The sequence below is a fragment of the Pontibacterium sinense genome (genome assembly GCF_015209595.1).
Taxonomy (GTDB): domain Bacteria; phylum Pseudomonadota; class Gammaproteobacteria; order Pseudomonadales; family Balneatricaceae; genus Pontibacterium; species Pontibacterium sinense.
Genome location: NZ_JADEYS010000032.1, coordinates 1 through 24,968, shown reverse-complemented (window position 1 = coordinate 24,968; position 24,968 = coordinate 1). Strand labels below are relative to the sequence as shown.

The window sequence follows — 24,968 nt, the reverse complement described above, 5'->3', positions numbered from 1 at the left end:
CCATGTGGCCTGAAAGCTCCGAATCACCCCAACCCCTGCGCTCCGGTTTAACCACCGGGGCGTGCGCGACCGCCTGTTGTGTCGCCGCAGCTCAGGCGTTACTGGCTTCTCGCCAACCGTCGAGTGTGGAGGTTGCTCTGCCCACAAAGAAAGACGGTGGCAGAGTTGTAGAGATGGTGATCGAGCGCTATCAGGCACTGGAAAACGGTGTGCGCACCGAGACAGTTAAAGATGCCGGTGATGATCCGGATGTGACTCATGGCGCCACGGTCTTTGTTGAACTGAGACTGACTGAAACACCGGGGATTCTATTTAAAGCCGCTGCCGGTGTTGGCACGGTAACTCGCGAAGGGCTGATGCTGGATGTGGGTGAACCGGCAATTAACCCTATGCCACGCAAGATGATGAGCGAACATCTGACCAACGCTGCCTACACCTATCAGTATACAGGTGGCTTTGAAGTGTCAGTGGGTGTGGAAAAGGGTGATCAGATCGCGCTGAAAACCATGAATCCAAGGCTGGGTATTATCGGCGGGTTATCCATTTTGGGCACCACGGGCATTGTGCGGCCCTATTCCTGTGCGGCCTATATTGCGTCGATTCATCAGGGAATTGATGTGGCGCGTAGTAATGGTATTCACCATATTGCGGCGACAACGGGCAGCACAAGTGAAGCGGCGATCAAAACTGAATATGACCTGCCAGAGATGGCATTGATCGAAATGGGTGACTTTGTCGGGGCTGTGCTCAAACACCTGAAAAAGTCACCTGTCCACAAGCTCAGTATCTGTGGTGGTTTTGGCAAGCTGACCAAGCTCGCCAACGGACATCTGGACCTGAACAGTCGGGCATCCAGTATTGATCTTGAGCATTTGGCGGGTTTGGCGAAACAGGCCGGTGCTGATCAAGGGCTACAGGATGAAATAATTCATGCTAATACCAGTGTTCAGGCGCTGAAGCGTTGTCAGGCCGACGGTGTTGATCTGGCCGCAGAGGTATGTCGAGCGGCATGGCAAAAAGCCCGTGCAGTGATGCCTGCTTCGGTGGCATTGGAAATATGGGCGGTGGATCGTCAGGGTAATTTTGTCGGGTGTTACGGAGTCGATAGACCATGAAAACGTTGTTGTTGCTGGGGGGCACCGCTGATGCCCGCCGTATAACGAAAGCACTGGCTGAGATGAGTGTCGACACAGGTACACCTCTCAGGATTATTTACAGCATTGCAGGATTGGTTCGTACGCCAGATGTGCCTTGTGAGGTGATTAGCGGTGGTTTTACCCAATTTGGTGGTTTGGAAGCCTACGTACAAACACAAAGTATCGACGCCATTTTGGATGTAACACATCCGTTTGCGGAAATGATGAGCAGCCGTGCTGTGGCGGTGGCGAAACTCTGTGGTATTCCGTGTTGGCGTTTTCATCGTCCGATGTGGCAACAACAAACCGGAGACCGCTGGCAAGTATTTGATAGCTGGACATCGCTGATCCCCGCGTTGGCAGCTAAGCATGCGGTGTTATTGACCGCCGGTCAGCTGACACAAAGTTCAATGGATCAACTGGTCGCCCAGTCCCTGTGTGTACGTGGTGGTCAGCGTCTTGTTCTGCGCACCGCCGTGCCACCTAAGGTTGAGTTGCCCGATACGGTGCAGTGGATCAAAGCGATTGGTCCCTTTAAGCAAGCGGATGAACATGCGTTGCTGGAGCAATACGGTATCGATGCGTTGGTCACCAAGAATAGCGGCGGAGCAGCCACGGAAGCCAAGTTACATGCGGCCAGAGAGCTGGGGATCGATGTGTATATGTTACAGCGTCCACAGCTTCCTCCAGCTGATCAGCAGTTTAGCGAAACCGCTGAAGGTGTTGCGGTCATCAAAGGCTGGTTACACGCATAAACATGCCCGTAGCAGCGCTCTACGAGGACGACATTCGCCAGTTTTGCTGGTTCCCACGGTCCTCCGTGGGAACCCATACCGCGGGTTGAGTACAGCGCGCGGTGTGACGTTTGCCGTGTATATAGAGTGATCTGCATTCCCACGCGGGAGCGTGGGAACGAGGTGTGTGGAGTATGCCCTGACATTCTGGTTCCCACGGTCCCCCGTGGGAATCCATACAGCGGGTTAAGCACAGATAGCGGTGTAAGTTTGCGGTGGGCGCAGAGTGATCTGCGTTCCCTCGCGGGAGTATGGGAGCGAGTTTGGATTGAGTCATACAGTCGCCCTCAGAGAGGGCTGCTACAACCGGTTTTGAATTTAGGAAAACAACGTGCCATTTGAATATGAAATAAACCCTGTCGCGATCGAGCAGGAAAGCTTTCGTCAGATACGAGAGCTAACCGATCTGTCCGACCTGAGCCGTGAAGAACAACAGGTTGTGATGCGGATAGTGCATAGCATCGGAATGCCTGAGGTTGCCTCACAGGTACGCTTTAGTCAGCACGCGTGTGCACAGGGTTTACAGGCACTGAGTGAGAATAAGCCGATTCTGTGTGATGCAGAGATGGTGAAGCAGGGGATTACTAAACGCATGATCTCCCAGCCACCGCTCTGTTTTCTGAATGATCCTCAAGCACCTGAGCTGGCGAAAGCCCGTGGTGAAACCCGCTCGATGGCCGCAGTGGAACTATGGCAAGACCATCTGGCTGATGCCGTGGTGGTGATCGGCAATGCGCCCACAGCATTGTTCCGCCTGCTGGAGAATATCGAAGACGGTGGCCCTACACCGGCTCTGATTATCGGTATGCCCGTCGGTTTTGTAGGGGCCGCAGAATCCAAGCAAGCCCTGTGGGATTTGCACGAGCAGCTCGGCATTGATTGCATCACGTTGTTGGGACGTCAGGGAGGCAGTGCGGTGTCGTCTGCGACTTGTAATGCACTCCTGCGTTGTAACCGGGGAGAGTGGTACTGATGCAGTTGCATATTATCGGTCTGGGAGTCAGTGAGACGGCTCAGTTGGAACCCCGTGCACAGCGTGCATTACAGACTGCCAGTGTCGTGATCGGATCCGAACGTCAGCTAAGAGTGGTCGCCGATCTGATGGGGGATCAGCAGACATTAAACCTGCCACCCTTGGTAGAGCTGGAAACGCAACTGGCGCAGTGGGTCGAGGAAGGCGCTTCGTCAATTGTTGTGCTGGCATCCGGTGATCCGCTGTATTACGGCATCGGACGCTGGTTTAGTCGCCGCTTTCCGACAGAACAGCTGGGTTTCTATCCCGCTGTGTCCAGCATTCAGGCGGCGTGCCATCGTTTGGGATTGTCATTGCAGGATGTTGAGGTGCTTAGCCTGCATGGACGGCCGCTGGCAAAAATCCGCACCCAGCTGAAGCAAAATTGCACACTGGTAATTCTGACCGATAAACACAGCACACCGCAGGTTCTGGCGCAGGAGTGTATTGCGGCTGGGTTTTCCAAATCAGAACTGACCGTATGTGAAGCGCTGGGCTACAGCCACGAAAAAGTCACCGCTTATGTAGCTGATCGATTGGCGGATGCTGATGTGGTGTTTGATCCACTGCATGTCACGGTGATTCAGGTGCAGGGCGAGGGCGGTATTCTACCCGAATTCCCGGGAATTCCTGATGAGCGTTTTGTGACGGATAAGCCTGATGGCAAAGGGATGCTGACCAAGCGCGAAGTGCGTTTGGCGATCCTATCAATGATGCAGGTTTCTAAGGGTGATCAGGTGTGGGATATCGGTGCCGGTTGTGGTGGCGTGGCGGTTGAACTGAGCTACTGGAACCCGGATAGCCAGATCCACGCAATTGAGCATCACCCCAACCGCCTGAATTGCTTACGGCAGAACCGTGATCGTTTCGGTGTGGTGAGTAACTTAAACCTGATTGAAGGGCGTGCGCTAAATGCTCTGAGTGACCTACCCGCTCCCGATAAGGTGTTTATTGGCGGTAGCGGCGGTGAGTTGGAACCTTTACTTGATCAGGTATGGGCGCGTTTGCCGGAAGGCGGTGTGCTGGTGGCGAGTGCCGTCACTGAAACCACCAAACAGTCTTTGCTGACATTTTATGAAGCCCGGATGCAACGCAGTGATGCCTATTCTCAGACAACACAGATCATGGTGAGTCGGGGGGATCAGTTAGCAGGCCAGTTGCTCTATCGTCCTTCGTTACCGGTCACGTTATTCCGGTTCCGTAAAACGGCGATCAATGAGGAACGTGTTTATGAATAAGGGCTGTTTCTACGGTGTAGGTGTAGGGCCGGGTGATCCGGAACTGATCACCCTGAAAGCGTTACGTCTTATTCGCAACGCGGCTGTGGTTTCTTATCTGGCAAATGATAGTGGTCAGAGTCAGGCACGTGTGATCGCTTGTGAAGCCTTTGCGAATATTCAGGTTGAGCAGATTGAGATTGCTATTAATATGCCGATGTCCACCGACCGTCGGTTAGCGAACAGAGCTTACGACGAAGGTGCAGAGCAGATCCGCCAGCAGTTGGAGTCAGGTCATGATGTGATTTTCCTTTGCGAAGGTGATCCTCTGTTTTTTGGCTCTTTCGCCTACCTGCTTGAGCGTTTGCAGTCCGAGTTTGAGTGCCAGGTGGTACCGGGTATCTCCTCCGTTCATGCGGCATCCGCCGCGCTCAAGGCACCGTTGACCATGTTGAAAGAGTCCTTTGTGGTGGTAAGCGGTCGTCACAGTGATGAGCAGATCCGCGCGGCGCTACAGCAACACGACTCTGTGGTGATTATGAAGGCAGGACAGGCACGTCCGCGGATTCTGACATTGTTGGAAGAAACCAGTCGTCAAAACGATGCTCGCTATCTGGAATATATCGGGCGTGAGAATCAGCGGGTTGAAGCCTCCATCTCATCACTGGCGAATGAAGCGGGGCCTTACTTTTCGTTATTTGTTATCACCCGACAGGAGCGCAACAGCCGATGAGCAAGATTATTGCGCTCACCGATGCGGGTCACCGACTTGCATTGAGGTTGAACACAGAGATCAAGGACAGCGAGGTCTGGTTTAAACCGAAGCCATTTACCGAATCTGTACAGCAGGCTTTTCGCGACGGCGAAGCGCTGATCTTTATCTGTGCCACTGGCATCGTGATGCGCATGCTCGCGCCGGTGATAGAGGATAAACGTCAGGACCCGCCTGTGTTGGTGCTTGATGAACTGGGGCAATACGTGATCCCGTTGCTTTCCGGTCATGAAGGCGGTGCCAATGACTGGGCGGCTCAAGTGGCTGACATGTTATCAGCACAGGCGGTGATCACCACTGCAAAGCCTTATCTGCAGCCGGTATATAGTGTGGGCATGGGCTGTGAGCGCCACTGTCCGGTCGAAGAGTTAGAACGATTGCTGGAGCAGTGCCTGAGTGATGCAGGTTTAACGCTGGATCATATTCAGAGCCTCAACAGCATCGATATTAAAGCGGATGAAGTGGGGCTGATTGAACTAGCGCGGAAGCTGGGTAAGCCCTACCAGACTTGGGATGCCCAGCAGCTTGGTTCGATGGATGGATTACTTAGCACTCGCTCAGAATACGTATTTAACACCGTGGGTGTGTACGGCGTGGCCGAGTCTGCCGCGCTGTATGCCGCTCAGCAGGCGACGGGCCAGGCACCGGAACTGGTGCTGAATAAACAGAAAACCCGTAAGGCAACCTGTGCTATCGCGCGTAGTTATCCAGCGTGACCCCAGTGTTTCTCGTTCCCTCGGTGCTCCGTGGGAACCCATACGATGGTGTTCGGTTGGCAGGGTAGTAATTGATGAACGCTGTATGCATTCCCACGCGGGAGCGTGGGAACGAGGGGCGGGGGCGAACCCGCGCGAACTTCTGGTTCCCACGGTCCTCCGTGGGAACCCATACGATGGTGTTCGTTTGGCTGAGTAGTAATTGATGAACGTTGTATGCATTCCCACGTGGGAGCGTGGGAACGAGATGTAGTCCGCCGCTGGCAGTGCAGTGTCTGGTTACCATGGTCCTCCGTGGGAATCCATACGATGCTGCCCAGTTTTTTGGGTGGTAGTGAAGGGCATGGGAACCAGATGTGTTTGTAGGGCAGGATTTATCCTGCCACAGAAGGCTTAAAGCAATTCCGAATGAATGAATTATCAGAGAACCCAATGAGTCGATTATTTGTAGTAGGCACCGGTCCCGGCGATATTCAGCTGGTGGCACCCAAAGCACGGGCGGCGATTCAGGCCAGTACGGATCTGGTGGCCTACGGCCTTTACCTCAATCTGCTGGGTGAGGTGTGTGATGGGAAAAACCATCATGATCTGCCGTTGGGTGAAGAGATCAATCGTGCGCGGCTGGCACTCGATCTGGCCGCGAGTGGTAAAACCACGGCACTGATCTCCAGCGGTGATATCGGCATCTATGCCATGGCGACATTGGTGTTTGAGCTGCTCGATCAGCAATTGCAGGGCAAAGAAAATCACCCTGAATGGCTGGATGTTCAGATCGAAGTGATTCCGGGTATTTCAGCCATGCAGGCGGGTGCCAGTCGGGTTGGCGCACTGCTTGGTCATGATTTTTGCACGATCTCTCTATCTGACCTGCTGACACCGTGGGAAACCATCGAAAAGCGCATTCACAGCGCCGGTACCGGTGACTTTGTGGTGTCGTTCTACAACCCAGTATCGAAAAAACGTGATTGGCAGCTCAATCATGCCCGCGACATCCTGCTGCAATACCGACCGGCCTCAACCCCTGTTTTGTTAGGGCGTCAGCTGACCCGAGAAGATGAGAGCGTTCGCATCATTACACTGGACCAGCTGGATGCCAAAGATGTGGATATGTTCACGCTGGTGAGCGTGGGCAACAGCGAATCCCGTCATATCGTGAACGGCAGTCGGGAGTGGGTGTACACCCCGCGTGGTTACAAGAAAAAGCTCGGCGTTGAGGGCAGCGTATGACCGTTTACTTTATCGGTGCCGGTCCCGGCGATCCTGAACTGATGACCTTGAAAGGTCTGCGCATTCTCAAGCAGTGTCCGGTGGTGCTCTATGCCGGATCACTGATTCCGCGAGAAGTATTGGCGGAAGTGGAGGGCCGTGCAGAGAAAATCATCGATACCGCTTCCATCGATCTGGATGAGATCAGCGCGCATATCACACAGGCCCATGCGGAAGGCAAAGATGTAGCCCGTTTGCAGTGCGGTGATCCAGCATTGTATGGCGCGATTGGTGAACAGATCCGCCGTCTTGAGCAGTCCGGGATCGACTATGAAGTGATTCCGGGGGTGAGTGCGGTGGCCGCATCCGCTGCGTATCTGGGCAAAGAACTGACCCTTTCCGGCGTATCTCAAACCATCATCATGACCCGCTACGAAGGTAAAACTCCATTTCCTGAACGTGAACGTTTGCCAGAACTGGCGCGCAGTGGCGCGACACTGGCGATCCATCTGGGTATTACCCGCATTCATAAGATCGTCGAAGAGCTGATCCCGCACTATGGCGAAGATTGCCCGGTGGCTGTGTGTTATCGCACCTCATGGCCGGATCAGGACAAAGTGACCGGTACTTTGCGCGATATCGTCGCTAAAGTCCGCGAAAAGGGCTTTACCCGTACGGCTTTGATCTTGGTCGGTCATGTGCTGGACAGTGACGACTTTGCTGATTCTTACCTCTATCAGAAGGATCAGGCCCATATCTATCGGCCAAGGGTGAAACCTGACCAACCCCGTACCGTAAAACGTGACATCACATCCGATCAGTGATCAATAAAAAGAGATTAAACATGCAGCTGAATAAGATCCCAACCACGGTTGTTACCGGTTTTCTGGGTAGTGGTAAAACCACACTGTTGTCCAACGTGTTGAAGCAGGCGGCCGGTAAGCGTATCGCGGTCATCGTGAATGAATTTGGTGAGCTGGATATTGATGCTGACCTGTTGCGCAGTTGTCCTCTTTCCTGTGATGAAGAGCCGAGTGACGAGGAGCAGGGCGCTGTTGCTAACAACGAAAGTGGCATCTACGAACTGGCCAACGGCTGCATCTGCTGCACCGTTGAGGAAGAGTTCCTGCCGGTGATGCAGCAGCTGGTTGAGCGTCGTGAAGATATCGATCATATCCTGATTGAAACCAGCGGTCTGGCATTGCCAAAACCATTGGTACAGGCGTTCAACTGGCCGGGTATCAAAGAGTACTGCACGGTGGATGCGGTGATTACCGTGATCGACGGCCCGGCGGTAGCCGCAGGACGCTTTGCCAACGATGTGGATCAGGTACAAGCACAGCGCCTGGCGGATGAGAGTCTGGATCATGATCCATCCTTGCAGGAACTGCTGGATGATCAGCTGAGCGCAGCCGACCTGGTCGTGGTCAGCAAAAACGATCTGCTGGACAGCGATGAGCGTGAGCTGGTTGAAAAAGCCGTCACCGCCAAAGTCCCGAATGCGGTGAAAACAACCTATATCAGCAACGGCGAAGCGCAGTTGGATATGCTGATGGGGTTGGATGCCGCCGCGGAAGAGCGCATCGATCACGTACATAATCATCATGATCACCACCACGCGCACGGTGAGCATCATGATCACGCCCACGATCACTTTGACTCTTTTGTGATTACGTTAGGTGAAGTCGACAGTGACAAACTGCAAGCCGCACTGAAATCCCTGCTGAGTGATTTCAACATCTACCGTGCTAAAGGCTTTGCTGCATTGCCGGGTAAACCGATGCGTCAGGTATTGCAGGCTGTGGGTAAACGTCTGGATGTGTACTTTGATCGCCCGTGGACGATGGATGAAACCCGTGCCACTCAGCTGGTGTTTATCGGTAAAGGGATTGAAGAGGGAGTGATCAAAGCAGCTTTGGAAACAGCCTTGGTAGACGCGCCTTAACATGCATTTGCTCGCAGCCCAGCCCGGCGGATTTGTTGATGATGAAGGCATCATCGATCTGGATCAGACTCCGGCAGAGATCATTATTTTGTCCGCTGCTGACAGCTCGCTTGCCGCGTTGTCGGCAGGCGTGGGCCTGTATGTTCAGAATCAGGCATCGAGCGGTAGTGCAGAGATTCGTTTGGCGAACTGGATGCAGCTGCTGAAACCAGCAGCTTATGATCTCTATGAACACAAAGTGCTGGAACATGCTCGTGTGGTGGTGCTTTCTCTGCTGGGAGGCCAGAACTACTGGCCGTATGGTTTTGAGCGTTTGCAGGCGTGGGCGAAAGGCACGACTGAGGGTCTGCCGCGCGAGCTGATTATAGTACCGGGTGATGATGCCCTTGATCCTGAGCTGTTTGGGGCATCGACCGTATCGTCGGACGATTGCCACCGTGTGTGGCGTTATTTGCGTGAAGGTGGTGTGGACAACAGTCAGCAGCTGGTGAGCTTTCTGGCGGATCAATATCTGGATGCTGAGGTGCGCTGGGATGAACCGCGCAGCCTGCCGCGTTGTATGTTGTATATGCCTGCGGAGGCGGATGGTGAAAGCCCGTCGGTCCGATTTAACGGCGGTCAGGCGAGCTTCTCTGAATGGCAGCAACGCTGGCAGCGTAACGAAGGTGCTGATCAGCCTGTGGCTGTGTTGTTGTTTTATCGCAGTCATCTGCAATCGGCGAACACCGCGATGTTTGATGGTCTGATCACTGCACTCGAACAGCAGAATCTGAATCCGTTGCCGGTGGCGATCGCCTCGTTGAAAGATGCCGAATCGATCACCTTGGTGAATGCGCTGGTGGAGCAAAGCAATGCGTCATTGATCATCAACACCACCGGCTTTGCTAGCAATACCGTGGCGAGTCCTGATCTGTCGTCTCAACCTACAGACTTTACCTCGCCGTTTGCGCGTGAGTTGCCGGTTTTACAGCTGGTGTTGTCGAGCAGTACCGAGGAAGACTGGCAGCAATACAGTCAGGGTTTGCGCAGTCGGGATATTGCCATGCAGGTGGTGTTACCGGAGATGGATGGCCGGATCGTCACCCGCGCGGTGAGTTTTAAAGCCGAAAGTCACTTTGATGAGCGATGTGAAGTCTCTGTGGTGCGGTATGCATTACATAACGAACGTGCTGCGTTTGTCGCCGAACTTGCCGCCCGGCACTGCTCTCTGGCGCGAAAAGCAAATCGGGATAAACGTATCGCGCTGATACTGGCGAACTATCCCACCAAAGATGGCCGTATCGGTAATGGAGTGGGATTGGATACGCCCGCATCGACGGTCAATATTCTGCGTGCTTTGGCAGAGGCGGGTTATCCGCTGGGTGAACCCGCTGATTTGCCTGAAACTGGTACGGCGCTGATCGAAGCCTTGTTGGAAGCGGTCACCAACAACCCCAATACGCTGCACCAGTTACCGTGCTGGCAGAGTATGGGGCTGGATGAATACCTGCAGTACTTCCGTCAACTGCCCGAAGCGTCGCAACAAGCGGTGTATGACCAGTGGGGTGGGCCGGAAGAGGATATTAAGTGTCGCAACGGGCGACTGATGCTTTCCGGTATTCGTATCGGTGAAACCTTCGTCGGTATTCAGCCCGCGCGTGGATTTAACATCGATTTGGTGGCGAACTACCACGATCCTGATCTGATCCCGCCGCATAACTATCTGGCATTCTATTTCTGGTTGCGTCACTGCTATCAGGTGGATGCGGTGATCCATGTGGGTAAACACGGCAATCTAGAGTGGTTGCCCGGCAAAGGTACGGCGCTGTCAGACAGTTGCTGGCCTGACATTGCGCTTGGCCCAATGCCGCATTTCTATCCGTTTATCGTTAATGATCCGGGTGAAGGCGCGCAGGCAAAACGCCGCACGCAGGCGGTGATTATCGACCACCTGATGCCCCCGATGACCCGCGCGGAGAGCTACGGCGAACTGGCCGAACTTGAAGGGCTGGTGGATGAGTATTATCAGGCGTTGGGAATGGATACGCGACGTGAGCAGTGGTTGCGGGATGAAATATTAAAGCAGGTGCGCAAGACCCATCTTCTGGATGAGTTGGCGGCTGAGACCGACGACGATGAGGGTGTACTCGCAGAACTGGATGCGTATCTGTGTGATATCAAAGAAGCGCAGATCCGTCATGGTCTGCATATATTGGGCGAGTTGCCTGAAAACGGAAAGCTGGCCGATACCTTAGTTGCGCTCCTGCGTCTACCGCGCGGTGATGATGCCCAGAGTCAGGGTATCCTGCACAACCTGGTTGCTGACTTCGATCTACGTATGAATACTGGTGAGTTGTTCGATCCGCTGGCGGCGAGTCACGAAGATTGGCTAGGTGTTAAACCTAACCCGTTAATGCAGGTGTCTGATGATCTGTGGCGTAGCGAAGCCGACACCCGTGAGCGTCTGGAGTTGTTGGCGCTGGTGTGGGTTGAGCGTTATGTGTTGAATGATGCCGATCTGTCGGAGCTCAGTGCGTATCCACAAACATCTGAGCAGCTTATCTATGCGCGTCAGCGGATTTATAAGGCGCTGGAGCAGAGCGTCGAGCTGGAGATTCAATCGCTGATTCGCGGTCTGGATGGCGTCTTTATACCGCCGGGGCCTAGCGGTGCACCAACACGCGGCCGCTTGGATACCTTACCCACGGGGCGTAATTTCTTCTCGGTAGATAATCGTTCTATTCCAAGCCCTGCGGCCTGGGCGATAGGGGAACGGTCTGCACAGGCATTAATCGAACGTCATCTGCAGGAGCATGGTGACTATCCGCGTCAGCTGGGTTTGTCCGTCTGGGGAACCGCTACTATGCGCACCGGCGGTGACGATATTGCACAGGCGTTTGCGTTGATGGGGGTGCGGCCGTTGTGGGCTCCGGGATCTAACCGCGTTGTGGACTTTGAAGTGGTCAGCGCAATGCAGTTAGGTCGTCCGCGAGTGGATGTGACGCTGCGTGTTTCTGGTTTCTTCCGTGATGCCTTTCCCAATGTGATGAAACTGTACGATGCCGCCGTGCAGGCGATCGCAACGATGGATGATCCGGGTACCGGCAATACCATCCGAGAAAACATAGAGCAGCGTCAGCAAGAACTGTTGTCTACGGGAATGTCCGTCGAGGCTGCCCAACGTGAAGCCAGTTATCGCGTATTTGGAAGTAAACCGGGCGCTTATGGAGCCGGATTACAAGGCCTGATTGATGAGCGTTGCTGGGAGCAGCGCAGTGATTTGGCCGACGCTTATCTTAACTGGGGCGGTTACGCCTACGGCAAGGGGGACGGCGTGGAGGCGAAACAGGCGTTTCAGCATCAGCTCTCGCAGCTGGATGCCGTGGTGCAGAATCAGGATAACCGCGAGCACGATATTCTGGATTCCGATGACTATTACCAGTTTCAGGGGGGCATGACCAACGCCGTCACTGTGTACAAAGGTGAGGCCCCCGAGGTTTATCACAACGATCACTCCAACCCTCAGGTACCTAAAGTACGAACCTTAAAAGAGGAGCTGAATCGGGTGATCCGCTCACGGGTGCTGAACCCTAAGTGGATCAACGCCATGCGTGAACACGGTTATAAAGGTGCATTCGAGATGACCGCGAGTGTGGATTACATGTTTGCCTACGATGCCACCACCAATCTGATCGCAGATTACCAATATGAAAAAGTGACCGATGCGTTGCTGTTTGATCCGCAAAACCGTGCGTTTCTGGAACAGCATAACCCTCATGCATTGGAAGAGATGGCAGAACGTTTGCTGGAAGCCACTCAACGGGGATTGTGGCAGGAACCGGGTGATTACGCCGGTGCATTGAAAGATTTGCTGCTGGAGATCGATCAGCAGCAGGAAGGAATGAAATGAGCAAGTTTAAACATCCCCATACATTGATGGTGCAGGGCACCACATCTGATGCGGGTAAAAGCATCATGGTTACCGCATTGGGGCGGATTCTGGCGCGCAGACAGGTCTCGGTTGCGCCGTTTAAACCACAGAACATGGCGCTCAATAGCGCGGTAACAGCAGAAGGCGGAGAGATTGGTCGTGCACAGGCGGTGCAGGCAGAAGCCTGTTTGCTGAAGCCCACAGTGGATATGAACCCTGTCCTGCTCAAACCCAACAGCGATATCGGCGCGCAGGTGATCGTGCACGGTAAAGCGATTGGCAATATGAAAGCCGTCGAGTATCACCACTACAAGCCCGAGTTGTTAAAAGAGGTAGTACACAGCCATCAGCGTCTGACCGAGCAGTATCAGGCAGTCATTGTGGAAGGGGCGGGTAGTCCGGCAGAGATCAATCTGCGCGAGCATGATATTGCCAACATGGGTTTTGCCGAAGCGGTGGATTGTCCCGTGGTGATCGTCGCGGATATAGATCGGGGTGGTGTGTTTGCCCATCTGTACGGTACTTATGAGCTGCTGAGTGACTCTGAAAAAGCGCGGGTGAAGGGTTTTATCATCAACCGTTTTCGCGGTGATGTGTCCTTGTTGGAGTCGGGGTTGGATTGGTTGGAGGCGCGCACGGGTGTGCCAACACTGGCGGTTGTGCCTTATGTGATGAATCTGCATATCGAAGCGGAAGATGCGATCAATCAGCAGCAAAAACATGACGGCGCTTATCAGCAGTTGAAAGTGGTGGTGCCGGTCTATCCGCGTGCCAGTAACCATACCGACTTTGACGTGTTACGTATGCATCCGCAGGTGGACTGCGAATTTATGCGCGATCTGAAAGACTTTAACGGTGCCGATCTGATTATCCTGCCGGGCAGTAAAAACGTGCGTGGTGACCTGGAGTGGTTGAAATCCAGCGGTTGGGCGCAAGCAATTCAGCGTCATCTGCGGTTGGGTGGCAAAGTGATCGGTGTGTGTGGCGGTTACCAGATGTTGGGGCAATGGATTCATGATCCGGATGCCATTGAATCCGCTGCCGGGTCCACCGCAGGACTGGGCTTGCTGGAGATGGAAACCACGCTGACCGGCGATAAGATGCTGCGCAATATCTGTGGCAAGGCGCTGAAAACGGGTTTGTCTGTCAAAGGCTATGAGATCCATGCTGGCGTCAGTTGTGGCACAGCATTGGAACAGCCCTTGTTTCAGATTTGGCCAGTAGACGGTGACTCAGAATCTGTCCCGGAAGGTGCCAAGAATGCGGACGATACAGTGATGGGGAGTTATATACACGGTTTGTTTGATGAGTCTGAGTTACTGGATTATCTGTTGCAATGGGCGGGATTAGGGCAGGTCGAACAGTTTGATTATGCCAACTTTCGGGAGCAGCAGATTGAGCGGTTAGCCGATGAGGTTGAGGCGGTGTTGCCGTTTGAGCGGATCTGCAAGCTGTTATCGCTTGAGCCATCCCCGCTGGGGAGCAAGCCGTGAGTCTGGTTGCATCAATACTGATGGCCTTGTTGCTAGATCGCCTGTTAGGCGAACCCAAGCGTTTTCACCCGCTGGTGGGATTTGGTCGTTTAGCGTCGGCTATTGAACGGGTGTGGAACACAACGGATGCTGGTCGGGCTGCAGGGCGTGGTACCGGTGTTTTTGCGTGGTCATTAGCCGTGATCCCTCTGGTGTTGCTAGCCTACAGCGTGAATCTTTGGACGGAACAGTACGCGGTGATTTCCGTGATATTGGGCGGAGTTGTGTTGTATCTGGCCATCGGTTGGCAGAGCCTGATTGAGCATGGTATCGCGGTGTCCAACCCGCTGGCCGCCGGTGATCTGGATTCCGCTCGCCATGCCGTAGGTATGATCGTCAGTCGTGATACGTCTCAATCAGATGAAACCGCTATCGCCAGTGCCGCGACTGAGTCGGTGCTGGAAAATGGTGCAGATGCGATCTTCTCTGCAATCTTCTGGTTTTGTTTGTTGGGCATTCCCGGTGTGGTGCTCTATCGCCTGAGCAACACGCTGGATGCCATGTGGGGATATAAAAATTCCCGCTTTTTAAGCTTTGGCTGGGCGGCGGCACGTATCGATGATCTGCTGAACTACCTGCCTGCACGCCTGACCGCATTGAGTTATGCGTTGGCAGGCAAAACACGCATTGCAGTGTCGTGTTGGCAAGCACAGGCGGTGACCTGGAAAAGCCCCAACGCGGGTCCGGTGATGGCGGCGGGGGCGGGGGCGATAAACGTATCCCTCGGCGGTGCGGCAATCTATCACGGCGAGTTACAGCAACGACCTCCTCTGGGCCCTAACCGAGACAGTGGCGAAACGCCTTCAGCACAAGGTATTGAACGCGCCTGTATGTTGGTGAATCGGGCGTTGGGTCTCTGGGTGCTAGTCATCGTGATATTGGCGGGAGTGTTGGCGTGGCTCTAAGTGAAAATCTGCTGCACGGCGGTGATCTGATCAGTGCCAGCGCGCGTTATAACATCCCGGTGGAAAGCTGGCTGGATCTCTCTACCGGGTTGAATCCGGTGTCCTATCCGGTTGAGGGCGTTGACCCGTTAGCGTTTCAGCGGCTGCCCTATATTCAACCGGAGTTTTTAGCCGCCGCGGCACGCTATTACAGCAGCGATCAGCTACTGCCCGTGAACGGTTCTCAGCCCGTTATTCAGGTGCTACCAAAATGCGTTGAAAAGCTGCCAGTGTTACTGCCGGCGGTGGGCTACGACGAACACCGTCATAGTTGGCAGAAGAACGGCAATCCATTGGTGTTTTATCCGGCGTTTGATGCCGAAGCTGCCCGCGTGATGATTGAAACGGCGCTGCTGGAAGGCGAAGCCTTTCACTTGCTGGTGATTAACCCAAACAACCCCTCAGGTTTGAGGTTTTCGCCACACACATTGGCTGAATGGTCCCGCCAGATGGCGCCCGGTAGTTATCTAATTGTGGATGAAGCCTTTATTGATACGGACCCGGAAGCGAGTGTGTTGGCGGGATACCATGTCGCCAACATGGTGGTGTTGCGCTCTTTTGGTAAGTTTTTTGGGTTGGCCGGTTTGCGATTGGGTTTCGTCTTTGCGGAGGCCACTTTGCGCGAAGCGCTGCAACAGCGACTGGGTTTATGGCAGGTGAATGGCGTAGCGCAGTCTCTGGCAACCAAGGCGTTATCCGACGATGGCTGGCAAATGCGTGCGCGTCAGGATATTCATCTGAACGCTGAGGCAAGCCAACGGTTGTTGGCGCCGCTAATGTCGATGTTTAAACCCTTACGTGAGATCCGGTCAGCGCTATTTTCAAGCTGGTTACTGAGTCGATCTGAAGCCACTGGATTACAACGCTACTTGGCAACACACGGCATTTTGGTGCGGGTCATTGTGGTGGATAAACACCATAGCCTGTTACGGATCGGGATTTTGGATCGAAACGATCTAAACGCTATGGAGCGGCTTGAACAGATCGTCCTTAACTACGCGCAACATTTAACAGTGCAGTGGGAAGATTCAACAGAGCGGGAAGTTGCAGATGTCTGTGAATAAAAAGATGAATACGGGTATCAGTAATAAAGCGGCTATCGGTAATAAAGCGTACAGCGAAGCAGATCGGGACGCGGTTTATCGGGTGATCGCACAGCGGCGGGATATGCGCCATTTCTCGCAGGAACCGCTGGATCCGGAGATATTACAGCGATTGTTTAAGGTCGCCCATCAAGCGCCCAGTGTGGGGTTGATGCAGCCCTGGCGTTTTCTGCGAATTACCGACCGTACACTGCGCGAAGATATCTGCGAGTTAGTAGAGGCTGAGCGGCAGGAGACTGCTGATGCTTTGGGGCAGCGGCGTGACGAGTTCCTGGAACTAAAAGTGGAAGGTATCCGAGACTGCGCTGAAGTGGTGGTCGCCGCATTACCGGATGGCCGTGAAAAGCATGTTTTTGGTCGTCGTACGTTGCCTGAGATGGACTTGGCGTCTCTGTCCTGTGCCATTCAAAACATGTGGCTGGCCGCACGTGCTGAAGGCATCGGGCTGGGGTGGGTGTCGTTATTTGATCCCGAAATGCTGGCTGAATTGTTAAAAATGCCTGTGGATAGTAAGCCAGTGGCGATCCTCTGTATTGGTCACGTCGACAGATTTTATGAACAACCCATGCTGGTGGAAGAACGCTGGACGGAAGCGGCACCGTTGGATGAATTTATATTTGAGAATTACTGGCCTGAAGGGTGATTAGATGAGGTTAGAGGTTATCCCTCGGCATTGTAGGGCAGCTTTCAAGCTGCCGGTAGCCTGATCACCTTCGATGACGACGAGGCTACCCTACAAACCCAGTGTCGGCTTGTATGGTTATCCGCAGAAACATAGGCGGAGCATTGTAGGGCAGCTTTTAAGCTGCCGGTAGCCTAGAAGGCTACCCTACAAAACCATGCACTGATTCAAGGTAGCGATAAGTTAGATTTTCAGTGGCGTATAGCGCTGCCTGCATTCCCACGCTGGAGCATGGGAACGAGATAAAGCTGATTGAACCTCGGTATTTTCTGGTTCCCACGGTCCTCCGTGGTAACCCATACAGCGGGTTCAGAATAGCGATAAGTTAAAAGGTTTAGTGATATATAGAACTGTCTGCATTCCCACGCGGGAGCATGGGAACGAGATAAAGCCGATTCACCCTCGACATTGTAGGGCAGCTTTTAAGCTGCCAGTAGTCTGATCACCTTCGATGACGACGAAGACTACCCAACGATGTACAGGCTGGATGAGGCATGATTTTTCTGGAGAGAGATAGAAGTGACAAAGCAAGGCATTATGGTATGTGGTCACGGTAGCCGTGACAAAGACGCAGAGCGTGAATTTGGGCGTGTAGCGGAAGGTTTAAAGAAGCGTTTTCCGAATATCCCGGTGGAGTACGGTTTTCTGGAGTTTTCCGCGCCGAACATTCATATGGGATTGAATTCACTGGTCGCACAAGGTGTTGAACAGATCTACGCGGTACCAGGTATGTTGTTCGCGGCCACTCATGCCAAGAATGATATTCCGTCAGTACTGACCACCTTTCAGGAAAAAACTGACGGTGTTGAAGTGGCTTACGGTAGCGAGCTGGGTTTGCATGATGCAATGATCGAAGCGTTTCAGGCGCGTATCTACGAATCGTTGGGTCTTGATCCGGAGAATCCCCCTGAAAGTTTGTATGACACGCTGTTGGTGGTGGTTGGGCGCGGAACGTCCGATACGCATGCCAATGCCGAAGCCGCAAAACTGACACGCATCGTGAATGAAAATATGGGCTTTGGTTGGGCGGATACAGTCTACTCCGGCGTAACTTATCCATCCGTAGGCGTAGGTCTGGAAAAGCTCCTGAAGCTGGGTTACAAGCGAGTTGTGATCGCGCCGTACTTCCTGTTTACCGGCCGATTGATCAAACGTATCTACGGTTATGTGGATCAGGTCGCAGCGGAAAACCCGAATGTGGAGTTTATCAAAGCGCCTTACCTGAATGATCACGAAAAAGTGATCGATGCATTCGAGATCCGCGTGCGCGAAATTATGGATGGCCAGCAAACAGAAGAGACGCTGATGACCTCTTTTCAGCGACGTTTAGCGGCAGGAGAGGTGGATATTCACCATCACCATGCGGAGTATTCCGAAGAGGGTGGTGAGCAGGGTGACGATGGGCATCATCATGAGCACAGCCACAGCCACAGCCACAGCCACAGCCACGCGCATGATCACTCCCATAGCCATGATCACAGCCATGGGCACTCTCACGGTGTTTATCGTCATATTGCGCACCCACTGGGCCCGCGCACGATGATTGGCGATAACATCTGCTGCTGCTTCATGAGCCAGTTTCCGCAGTCGGTACTCGATGAGGAAGCTGATCGGATTAAGCCGGATTGTGCGGAAAACGCTATAGCGCACAAATAAGCCCAAGATCGTGCCAACCGCAATTTACGATAGCAGATTTCGCCTTCGGAGAGGGCTGCTGCAAAAACTACAGAAGCATGGGAACTCAAATATGTTTTTGTAGGGTAGTCTTCCAGACTACCGGCAGCTTGAAAGCTGCCCTACATTGTTGGGGTGGGGAATCGGTATCATCTGATTCCCGCCGAGACCACGGAAGCTAGAGCATGCCTTTGTAGGGTAGTTCTCGTCGTCATCGAAGGTGATTAGACTACCGGCAGCTTAAAAGCTGCCCTACATTGCGAGGGGACAAATCGATGTTATCTGGCTCACCTCGTTCCCACGCTCTGCGTGGGAATGCATACATAAGCTAGCGTCACCGCATAGCCCAATATGCGTGCCAACCTGAATGCAACGTATGGGTTCCCACGGGGGACCATGGGAACCAGAACATCTCGTTGCCACGCTCCGGCATAGGACCAAATAGGGGGCAGTAACACTGCGTAGTCAGATGTAGGGTAGGCTTTCAGCCTACCGGCAGCTTAAAAGCTGCTCTACATTGCGAGGGGTTGAATCGGTTTTATCGGGTTCCCACGGATACCATGAGAACCAGAACATAGCTTTGTAGGGTAGCCTTTTAGGCTACCGGCAGCTTAAAAGCTGCCCTACATTGCGAGGGGACAAATCGATGTTATCTGGCTCACCTCGTTCCCACGCTCTGCGTGGGAATGCATACATAAGCTAGCGTCACCGCATAGCCCAATATGCGTGCCAACCTGAATGCAACGTATGGGTTCCCACGGGGGACCATGGGAACCAGAACATCTCGTTGCCACGCTCCGGCATAGGACCAAATAGGGGGGGCAGTAACACTGCGTAGTCAGATGTAGGGTAGGCTTCAGCCTACCGGCAGCTTGAAAGCTGCCCTACGTTGCGAGAAGCAAATCGATGTCATCTGATTCCCACAGAAACCATGGGAACCAGAAACATCGGACTGCCTAATACCCGTTACTCAGTTCTCCAACGCTTCCGGCTTACCGTGCAACCAACCCTGTGTACCATCGATCTGTAGCTGGTTCAGCTCATTCAACTGAGTCTCGCGCTCGATATGCTCTGCATAGGCTTTGATACTCAAACTGTGCGCAATGCTGATCAAGCTACTTACGAAGAAGCGGTCTTCCGCTTGCTGGTCAATCTTACGGATCAGGGAGCCGTCGATCTTGATGTAATCCGGCTGCAGGTTATAGAGGTAAGCAAAGCCAGCCGGGTGGATACCAAAGTTATCAACACCAAACTCCATCGCATTCTCTTTCAGCAGTTCTCGGAAGACACGTACGTCGTCGAGGTTGTTCAAAATCGCGCTTTCGCTGATTTCGACATGTAGGTGTTGTTTGTAGTCGTGGTCACTGACGAGCGCTTTAAACCAGGCGATAAAGTCCTGATCACGTACTGCTTCGGCACTCAGGTTGATAGCCAGCTTGCCGCACTTAGGATTCTGGCTGGCATGTTCCAGCGCGCGTTGAATCACGGCACGATCCAGCATCACCATCAATCCCAGTTCCTTTATTACACTAAGGAATTCACCGGCGGTACAAGGTGTGCCGTGCTGGTCCAGAATTCGGGCCAGAAGCTCCTGCTGTTCAGGAACAGTGTTGCTATGACTTGTACCCGTTCCCATCAATGGCAACGTCTGTAGGAATATCTGGGCCTGACTCACGGAATCAGCCACGTGCTGGTGCCAGGTATTGCTGTCTTGCAGTGCTTTAGCGTCAGAGCCATAGATAGCGTAACTCTGGTCGTCCTCTTCTGCATCACTCAGAGCCAGGCGGGCTTCAGTAAGTAGCTGATTTGAGCCGGTCATATCATTGGAATGACTTACACCGATATGCACAGGCCAGTGTTTCTCAATCACGGCAGAGCCGCTTAACGCTTCAAAATTCGCCTGGATATCCGCACACAGCTGTGACACTGTGCGTTTCAGGCTGTCATCATCAAGACGATGAACCAACAGGATAAAGTCGGCACCGGTTAAACGACCCAGAATACTTTGCTCAGATGCCTGAGACAGTTTCTCTAACTTGCTGCCCACGACCTTAATAAAGTTACTGGCTTTCTCCATACCCAAGTCTTTGTTTAGGTTTGCCAGATCGGTAATACGCAGGTAGAGCAGGGTGCCGTTACCAAAGTCCTGACGGTAGTCCAGTCGCTCAGCCAGTTGTGCTTCAGCAGCACGCTGATTCGGCAGGCCGGTCAAGCTGTCTTGGTAAGCGGTGCGGCGTAGTTCCTCGATATGTCGGCTCTGCTCGTCGAACATCAACCGTACCTGCTTCACCATCTGGTTCATGGCGTTAACCACACGTTTTAACTCGCGGGTGCCGGGAATGCGGGACTGTTCGATAAAACGCTTTTCACTCAGGGCTTCTGCCTGTTCTTCAACACCTTTCAGTGGGCGTAAGATGTAGAACAGCAATCCGCTGATCGCGATGGCACTGACGGCGGCCAGAATACCAAACCAGATAAGTGTGTTCTGAATACCTTGCCAGAGTTTGCTATAGGCATAACCCGCACGGCTTTGGACGTGTACGCTACCAATTTTGTTCCACTGATGGCTGACATCACGCGTCATCTGTGGCGGGGTGATCTCGATCAGATCAACAAACCAGGATGGTACGTTCTCATCAATAAGTGGCGGTGTGGTTTTGGAGAACAGAATCTTGCCGCTACTATCACTGATATCAATGCGCTGGTAAAAGCCACTGTCAAAGATCGCATTTACCGTGGTTTCAATCCCGGCGACATCGTTTGCCGCGATTGAAGGTGCCAGGTATAAACCCAAGTGCGTTGCAGCATCCTGACCGTGTGATTCCAGCTGATTCAGCAGCATGGTTTTGGAGCTGTTGGACATCAGGTAGGCGGACCCAAGCAACAGCAGTATTAAAACGGCAAAGGTCGCGGCACCAAGTTGTTTAACAAGACTCATTAATCTGCTCTCCCAGCTACTTAACAGAGTTCACTGTTTGGTTTTCAAGCCGCGAACGTAGCTTGACCCAGTGTTCCAATCGGTCGGATGTGCCCACAATCTCTGCCCGGCGTCCTTTTTTGGTTAACCAGAGGTTGTCACCGTTAAAGCTATATACGTGAATCAAGTCGGGACGTTGATTGGCAGGTTTGATTTGTGGAATCAGGTTGTCGAGAATCACCGGCATTGAATCCGGTGTTTTGTAATAGGTGAGGACCATATGTGCCTGGTTATATTCAATCGCTTTAACGTAGGCGATGCTCATCTTGCTATCAGGAACACCCACTTCGCGCAGGGTGTAGTACTTGGCGATGGAGAAGTCTTCGCAGTCACCGCCGTTGGTAATCAAAAACTCAACCGGTGTGGCCCAGTAATCCTCTTTCTTCCAATGATTAATATCGTTGACGAAGCGGACCTTATTAAAGAAGTCATTTACCTTGCGAATCTTTTCGGCTTCAGAATCGTTCTGCAGATTGTCTAGCAAACGCTGCCAATTACGCAGGCGACGTTTGGCCCGATGCCCGTACTCTCGGCCAAGTTTTTCGATATAGGCTTTGCTGAGGCGAACACTTTTGTGTCCGTCCCCTATAGTGGCAACAGAAAGGCTAAAGGCGAGAACGGCCAAAAGCAGATAGAGGCACAAACTCCCTGTATATGTCAGCTGGCGCCGATGATCCTTCGCGGTGTTGACTGCAGCCACTGTAGATTCCAAATGCTTCTGTCGAAGAACAGCTTTGAAACGCTTGGCACTATTCTAATCAAGCGTAATTACATTGCCGTACTACGGGTGTGTTTGGATGTTCCGAATAATGAATATATAGAAATAATTCATATCGGTACAATAGGTTACACAAATATCGGCCAATCAATTCAAATATTTAGCCCGGGCCTCGTGGACTTTCTTTGTGATACATCGAGATCCAACCCAATGCCAGAATCACCATAAACGTCGCCGCATTGGCAGGAATCTGCAGGTTAAAGTCCACGGTAGAGTGAATACCAAAGGCGATGATGCCCATCATCGAAGCAAACGAAAGTCCTCGCATTAAGGGGTCTCGTCGTTTCCATTGAGCGCGCACGGCTACAAGAAAAGTGAGGGCAACGGCCAAGAGCAGAGGTACAAAACCAATCAGACCAAGCTCGATGGCGAACTGAAGGTAGTCATTGTGGGTATGGTTAAAAGACTTTCGGCCTAGATCGTCTTGGCGCTTTTCGGGAAAAACGGTATAGAAGGAACCAGCGCCGGTACCGGCAAACATATTGTCCTCGAATATCGGAAAAGCGTACTGGTTCACTTCGTCACGTTTGATGGTGCTCATGCTGGTATTTTCGAGCCTATCGACCACGTTCTGGACACCAAAAAAGGCTCCAACCACCACTAAGTCAATAATGATCAGGCTTGTTAAAAGTATTGTTGTTGCTTTGGATGCGCGCTTGCTCAGGATAAGCGCGATCACACCGGTAATCGTCATGCTGGCAAAAAACGCTGTGTTGCCCATACGAGAATGAGTCATCACCAGTGCGGCAACCATTATGACGAGCCCTATACGAACACGGGCTTTGGAACCCAGCAGTGCCTCTAAAACACGTCGACCCACATCGCGCCAGCTATTGGCACTGTCTTTGAGGGTGGCGATCATAAAGCCAATTCCCACGGCCAAGCAGAGCTCTAAATAGCCTGCCAGATGGTTACGGTTCACAAAGGTACCCGTTGCTAAACCGCGATAGTGCTCTTTAGGAAAGAACAGGTTGTATTCGATACCAGACAACGTCATCAGACTTCCATACACCGCCTGTAGAATACCGGAAATAATCAGTGCATAGAGCACAACCATAATGCGTCGTCGTGAGCGTACCAGTAACAAGGTGCAGGCAAAGATGCTCAGCAAACCAAGGCCCTGCAATAGCTGATGTTGAGAACGTCCTGCATCCAAAGTTATTGTAGAATGGTCTGGCGTAAAGGGTTGGCCATGTAACGTAATATAAACCCATGCTTGCGTTAGGGTTAATAGACCGATGATTGGAAGTGCTTTTGTGAACGCAGTATTAACTTTGAGCCCATTTTTAAACTGTAACAATGTCCAGGCCGACATAATACCCAGAGATCCGATAACCAGAATAGAAAGTGCCCATGGGTGAACGCTGGCCTTTGGTAGTGGAATCCATACAAGTAGGCCGATAAATATATAGAATAAGGTGCGATCAGCAGGTTTTGTATGGTCCATAAGAAATCATAGTCTTTATTGAAACGATAGAAGTTTATATCAAGCGCATATTAACCTGATAACAATACAAATAAACCGAAAATATGAGTTGAGGCATCGTCAAGAGGTCATCGTGTCATTGTAGGGCAGCCATCAGGCTGCTTAAAAATGCTCATATTGACCTCAATCAGATACAAAGGCATATGAACCACAAATAAATAAGGCGCCCGAAGACGCCTTACGATACTACAATATTCAATAATTAAGCGCTTGGACTAGCACCGCCACCGCTCACGGTTGGCGTGACAGGGGTGTTACCAAGTGTGGGTGCGGGAGGAGCTGCTGGGGGTGGAGTAGGACCCGCTGCAGTAGGATCAGCATTTATGTTGCCTTGAGTGTTAGCAATCTCTGCTTGTTGAGCATCAATAGCGGCTTGAATAGCCGCGATTTGAGCATCAGAGACTTGAGCATCAATAGCGTCTGGAACATTAATAGGGGATTGAGCATCAATAGAGGCTTGAGCATCAGCATCAGCAACGGCTTCAGCAGCAGCAGCGTTTTGAGCATCAGCAGCATCAGCAGAAGCTTGAGCAGCGACCGCTAATAGAATACTGCTAGTGTCCTGACCGGAAACAGCGGCTACGGATGCTGCGATATCAGTCGCATTAGCGTTTTCACCTGCCGCAGTGGTTACGGATGCCGCGATATCGGCCGCATTCGCATTGTCACCAGCAGCGGTGGTTACAGACGCTGCGATATCGGCCGCATTCGCATTGTCGCCAGCAGCGGTGGTTACAGACGCTGCGATATCGGCCGCATTCGCATTGTCGCCAGCAGCGGTGGTTACAGACGCTGCGATATCGGCCGCATTCGCATTGTCGCCAGCTGCAGTAGTAACGGATGCAGCGATGTCGGCCGCATTGGCGTTATCACCCGCCGCAGTAGTTACGGATGCAGCGATGTCGGCCGCATTGGCGTTATCACCCGCCGCAGTGGTTACAGATGCCGCGATATCTGCGGCGTTGGCGTTATCACCCGCCGCAGTGGTTACGGATGCAGCGATGTCGGCCGCATTAGCGTTCTCACCGGCCGCAGTGGTTACAGATGCCGCGATATCTGCGGCGTTGGCGTTTTCACCAGCTGC

General features: G+C 52.8%; 18 protein-coding genes and 1 pseudogene. 15 read left to right on the top strand and 4 right to left on the bottom strand.

Annotated features, from left to right (window positions below):
• Positions 1-2 precede the first annotated feature (2 nt).
• The 15 genes from IOQ59_RS20505 to IOQ59_RS20435 all read left to right on the top strand — a co-directional run bounded on the left by IOQ59_RS20505 (position 3) and on the right by IOQ59_RS20435 (position 18,625).
• Complete coding sequence (locus IOQ59_RS20505; protein ID WP_193955343.1) at positions 3-1,115, top strand: cobalt-precorrin-5B (C(1))-methyltransferase; 1,113 nt, start codon at positions 3-5, stop codon at positions 1,113-1,115.
• The gene (locus IOQ59_RS20500; RefSeq protein WP_193955342.1) at positions 1,112-1,891 is read left to right on the top strand and encodes a precorrin-6A/cobalt-precorrin-6A reductase; all 780 of its coding nucleotides are present in this window, start codon (positions 1,112-1,114) and stop codon (positions 1,889-1,891) included. The genes IOQ59_RS20505 and IOQ59_RS20500 overlap by 4 nt, the downstream gene beginning before the upstream one ends.
• 370 nt (positions 1,892-2,261) lie before the next feature.
• Positions 2,262-2,903, top strand: a complete 642-nt coding sequence (locus tag IOQ59_RS20495) for a precorrin-8X methylmutase (RefSeq protein ID WP_193955341.1) — start codon at positions 2,262-2,264, stop codon at positions 2,901-2,903.
• The gene (gene cbiE / locus IOQ59_RS20490) at positions 2,903-4,180 is read left to right on the top strand and encodes a precorrin-6y C5,15-methyltransferase (decarboxylating) subunit CbiE (RefSeq protein WP_193955340.1); all 1,278 of its coding nucleotides are present in this window, start codon (positions 2,903-2,905) and stop codon (positions 4,178-4,180) included. Before IOQ59_RS20495 ends, cbiE begins: the two co-directional genes overlap by 1 nt.
• Entirely contained in the window at positions 4,173-4,892 is a 720-nt protein-coding gene (gene cobI / locus IOQ59_RS20485) for a precorrin-2 C(20)-methyltransferase (RefSeq protein WP_193955339.1), read from the top strand. The genes cbiE and cobI overlap by 8 nt, the downstream gene beginning before the upstream one ends.
• The gene (locus IOQ59_RS20480) at positions 4,889-5,647 is read left to right on the top strand and encodes a cobalt-precorrin 5A hydrolase (protein WP_193955338.1); all 759 of its coding nucleotides are present in this window, start codon (positions 4,889-4,891) and stop codon (positions 5,645-5,647) included. Before cobI ends, IOQ59_RS20480 begins: the two co-directional genes overlap by 4 nt.
• A 432-nt stretch (positions 5,648-6,079) precedes the next feature.
• Complete coding sequence (gene cobJ / locus IOQ59_RS20475) at positions 6,080-6,874, top strand: precorrin-3B C(17)-methyltransferase (RefSeq protein ID WP_193955359.1); 795 nt, start codon at positions 6,080-6,082, stop codon at positions 6,872-6,874.
• Complete coding sequence (gene cobM / locus IOQ59_RS20470) at positions 6,871-7,677, top strand: precorrin-4 C(11)-methyltransferase (RefSeq protein ID WP_193955337.1); 807 nt, start codon at positions 6,871-6,873, stop codon at positions 7,675-7,677. The genes cobJ and cobM overlap by 4 nt, the downstream gene beginning before the upstream one ends.
• A 20-nt stretch (positions 7,678-7,697) precedes the next feature.
• On the top strand, positions 7,698-8,798 hold the full coding sequence (gene cobW / locus IOQ59_RS20465) for a cobalamin biosynthesis protein CobW (RefSeq protein WP_193955336.1): 1,101 nt from the start codon (positions 7,698-7,700) through the stop codon (positions 8,796-8,798).
• A gap of 1 nt (position 8,799) precedes the next feature.
• Positions 8,800-12,687 carry a cobaltochelatase subunit CobN gene (gene cobN / locus IOQ59_RS20460; RefSeq protein WP_193955335.1) on the top strand — a complete coding sequence of 1,296 codons (3,888 nt, stop codon included), beginning with the start codon at positions 8,800-8,802 and terminating at the stop codon, positions 12,685-12,687.
• The gene (locus IOQ59_RS20455; RefSeq protein WP_228051060.1) at positions 12,684-14,201 is read left to right on the top strand and encodes a cobyric acid synthase; all 1,518 of its coding nucleotides are present in this window, start codon (positions 12,684-12,686) and stop codon (positions 14,199-14,201) included. Before cobN ends, IOQ59_RS20455 begins: the two co-directional genes overlap by 4 nt.
• Positions 14,198-15,145, top strand: a complete 948-nt coding sequence (cbiB, locus tag IOQ59_RS20450) for an adenosylcobinamide-phosphate synthase CbiB (protein WP_193955334.1) — start codon at positions 14,198-14,200, stop codon at positions 15,143-15,145. Before IOQ59_RS20455 ends, cbiB begins: the two co-directional genes overlap by 4 nt.
• A complete protein-coding gene (locus IOQ59_RS20445) occupies positions 15,136-16,248 on the top strand; it encodes a threonine-phosphate decarboxylase (RefSeq protein ID WP_193955333.1) in 1,113 nt (370 codons plus the stop codon). Before cbiB ends, IOQ59_RS20445 begins: the two co-directional genes overlap by 10 nt.
• Entirely contained in the window at positions 16,235-16,930 is a 696-nt protein-coding gene (bluB, locus tag IOQ59_RS20440) for a 5,6-dimethylbenzimidazole synthase (RefSeq protein ID WP_228051059.1), read from the top strand. Before IOQ59_RS20445 ends, bluB begins: the two co-directional genes overlap by 14 nt.
• Positions 16,931-17,506: 576 nt before the next feature.
• Entirely contained in the window at positions 17,507-18,625 is a 1,119-nt protein-coding gene (locus IOQ59_RS20435; protein WP_193955356.1) for a sirohydrochlorin chelatase, read from the top strand.
• 988 nt (positions 18,626-19,613) lie between these two features.
• On the opposite strand, the gene IOQ59_RS20430 is transcribed toward IOQ59_RS20435, so the two are convergent.
• The 4 genes and pseudogenes from IOQ59_RS20430 to IOQ59_RS20415 all read right to left on the bottom strand — a co-directional run.
• Positions 19,614-21,581, bottom strand: a complete 1,968-nt coding sequence (locus tag IOQ59_RS20430) for a bifunctional diguanylate cyclase/phosphodiesterase (protein ID WP_193955332.1) — start codon at positions 21,579-21,581, stop codon at positions 19,614-19,616.
• A 16-nt stretch (positions 21,582-21,597) separates the two neighbouring features.
• On the bottom strand, positions 21,598-22,320 hold the full coding sequence (locus tag IOQ59_RS20425; RefSeq protein ID WP_371871902.1) for a transglutaminase-like cysteine peptidase: 723 nt from the start codon (positions 22,318-22,320) through the stop codon (positions 21,598-21,600).
• Between the two features lie 178 nt (positions 22,321-22,498).
• Entirely contained in the window at positions 22,499-23,845 is a 1,347-nt protein-coding gene (locus IOQ59_RS20420) for an O-antigen ligase family protein (protein ID WP_193955331.1), read from the bottom strand.
• A 241-nt stretch (positions 23,846-24,086) separates the two neighbouring features.
• Positions 24,087-24,968: pseudogene (locus IOQ59_RS20415) on the bottom strand (hypothetical protein); the annotation flags it as partial.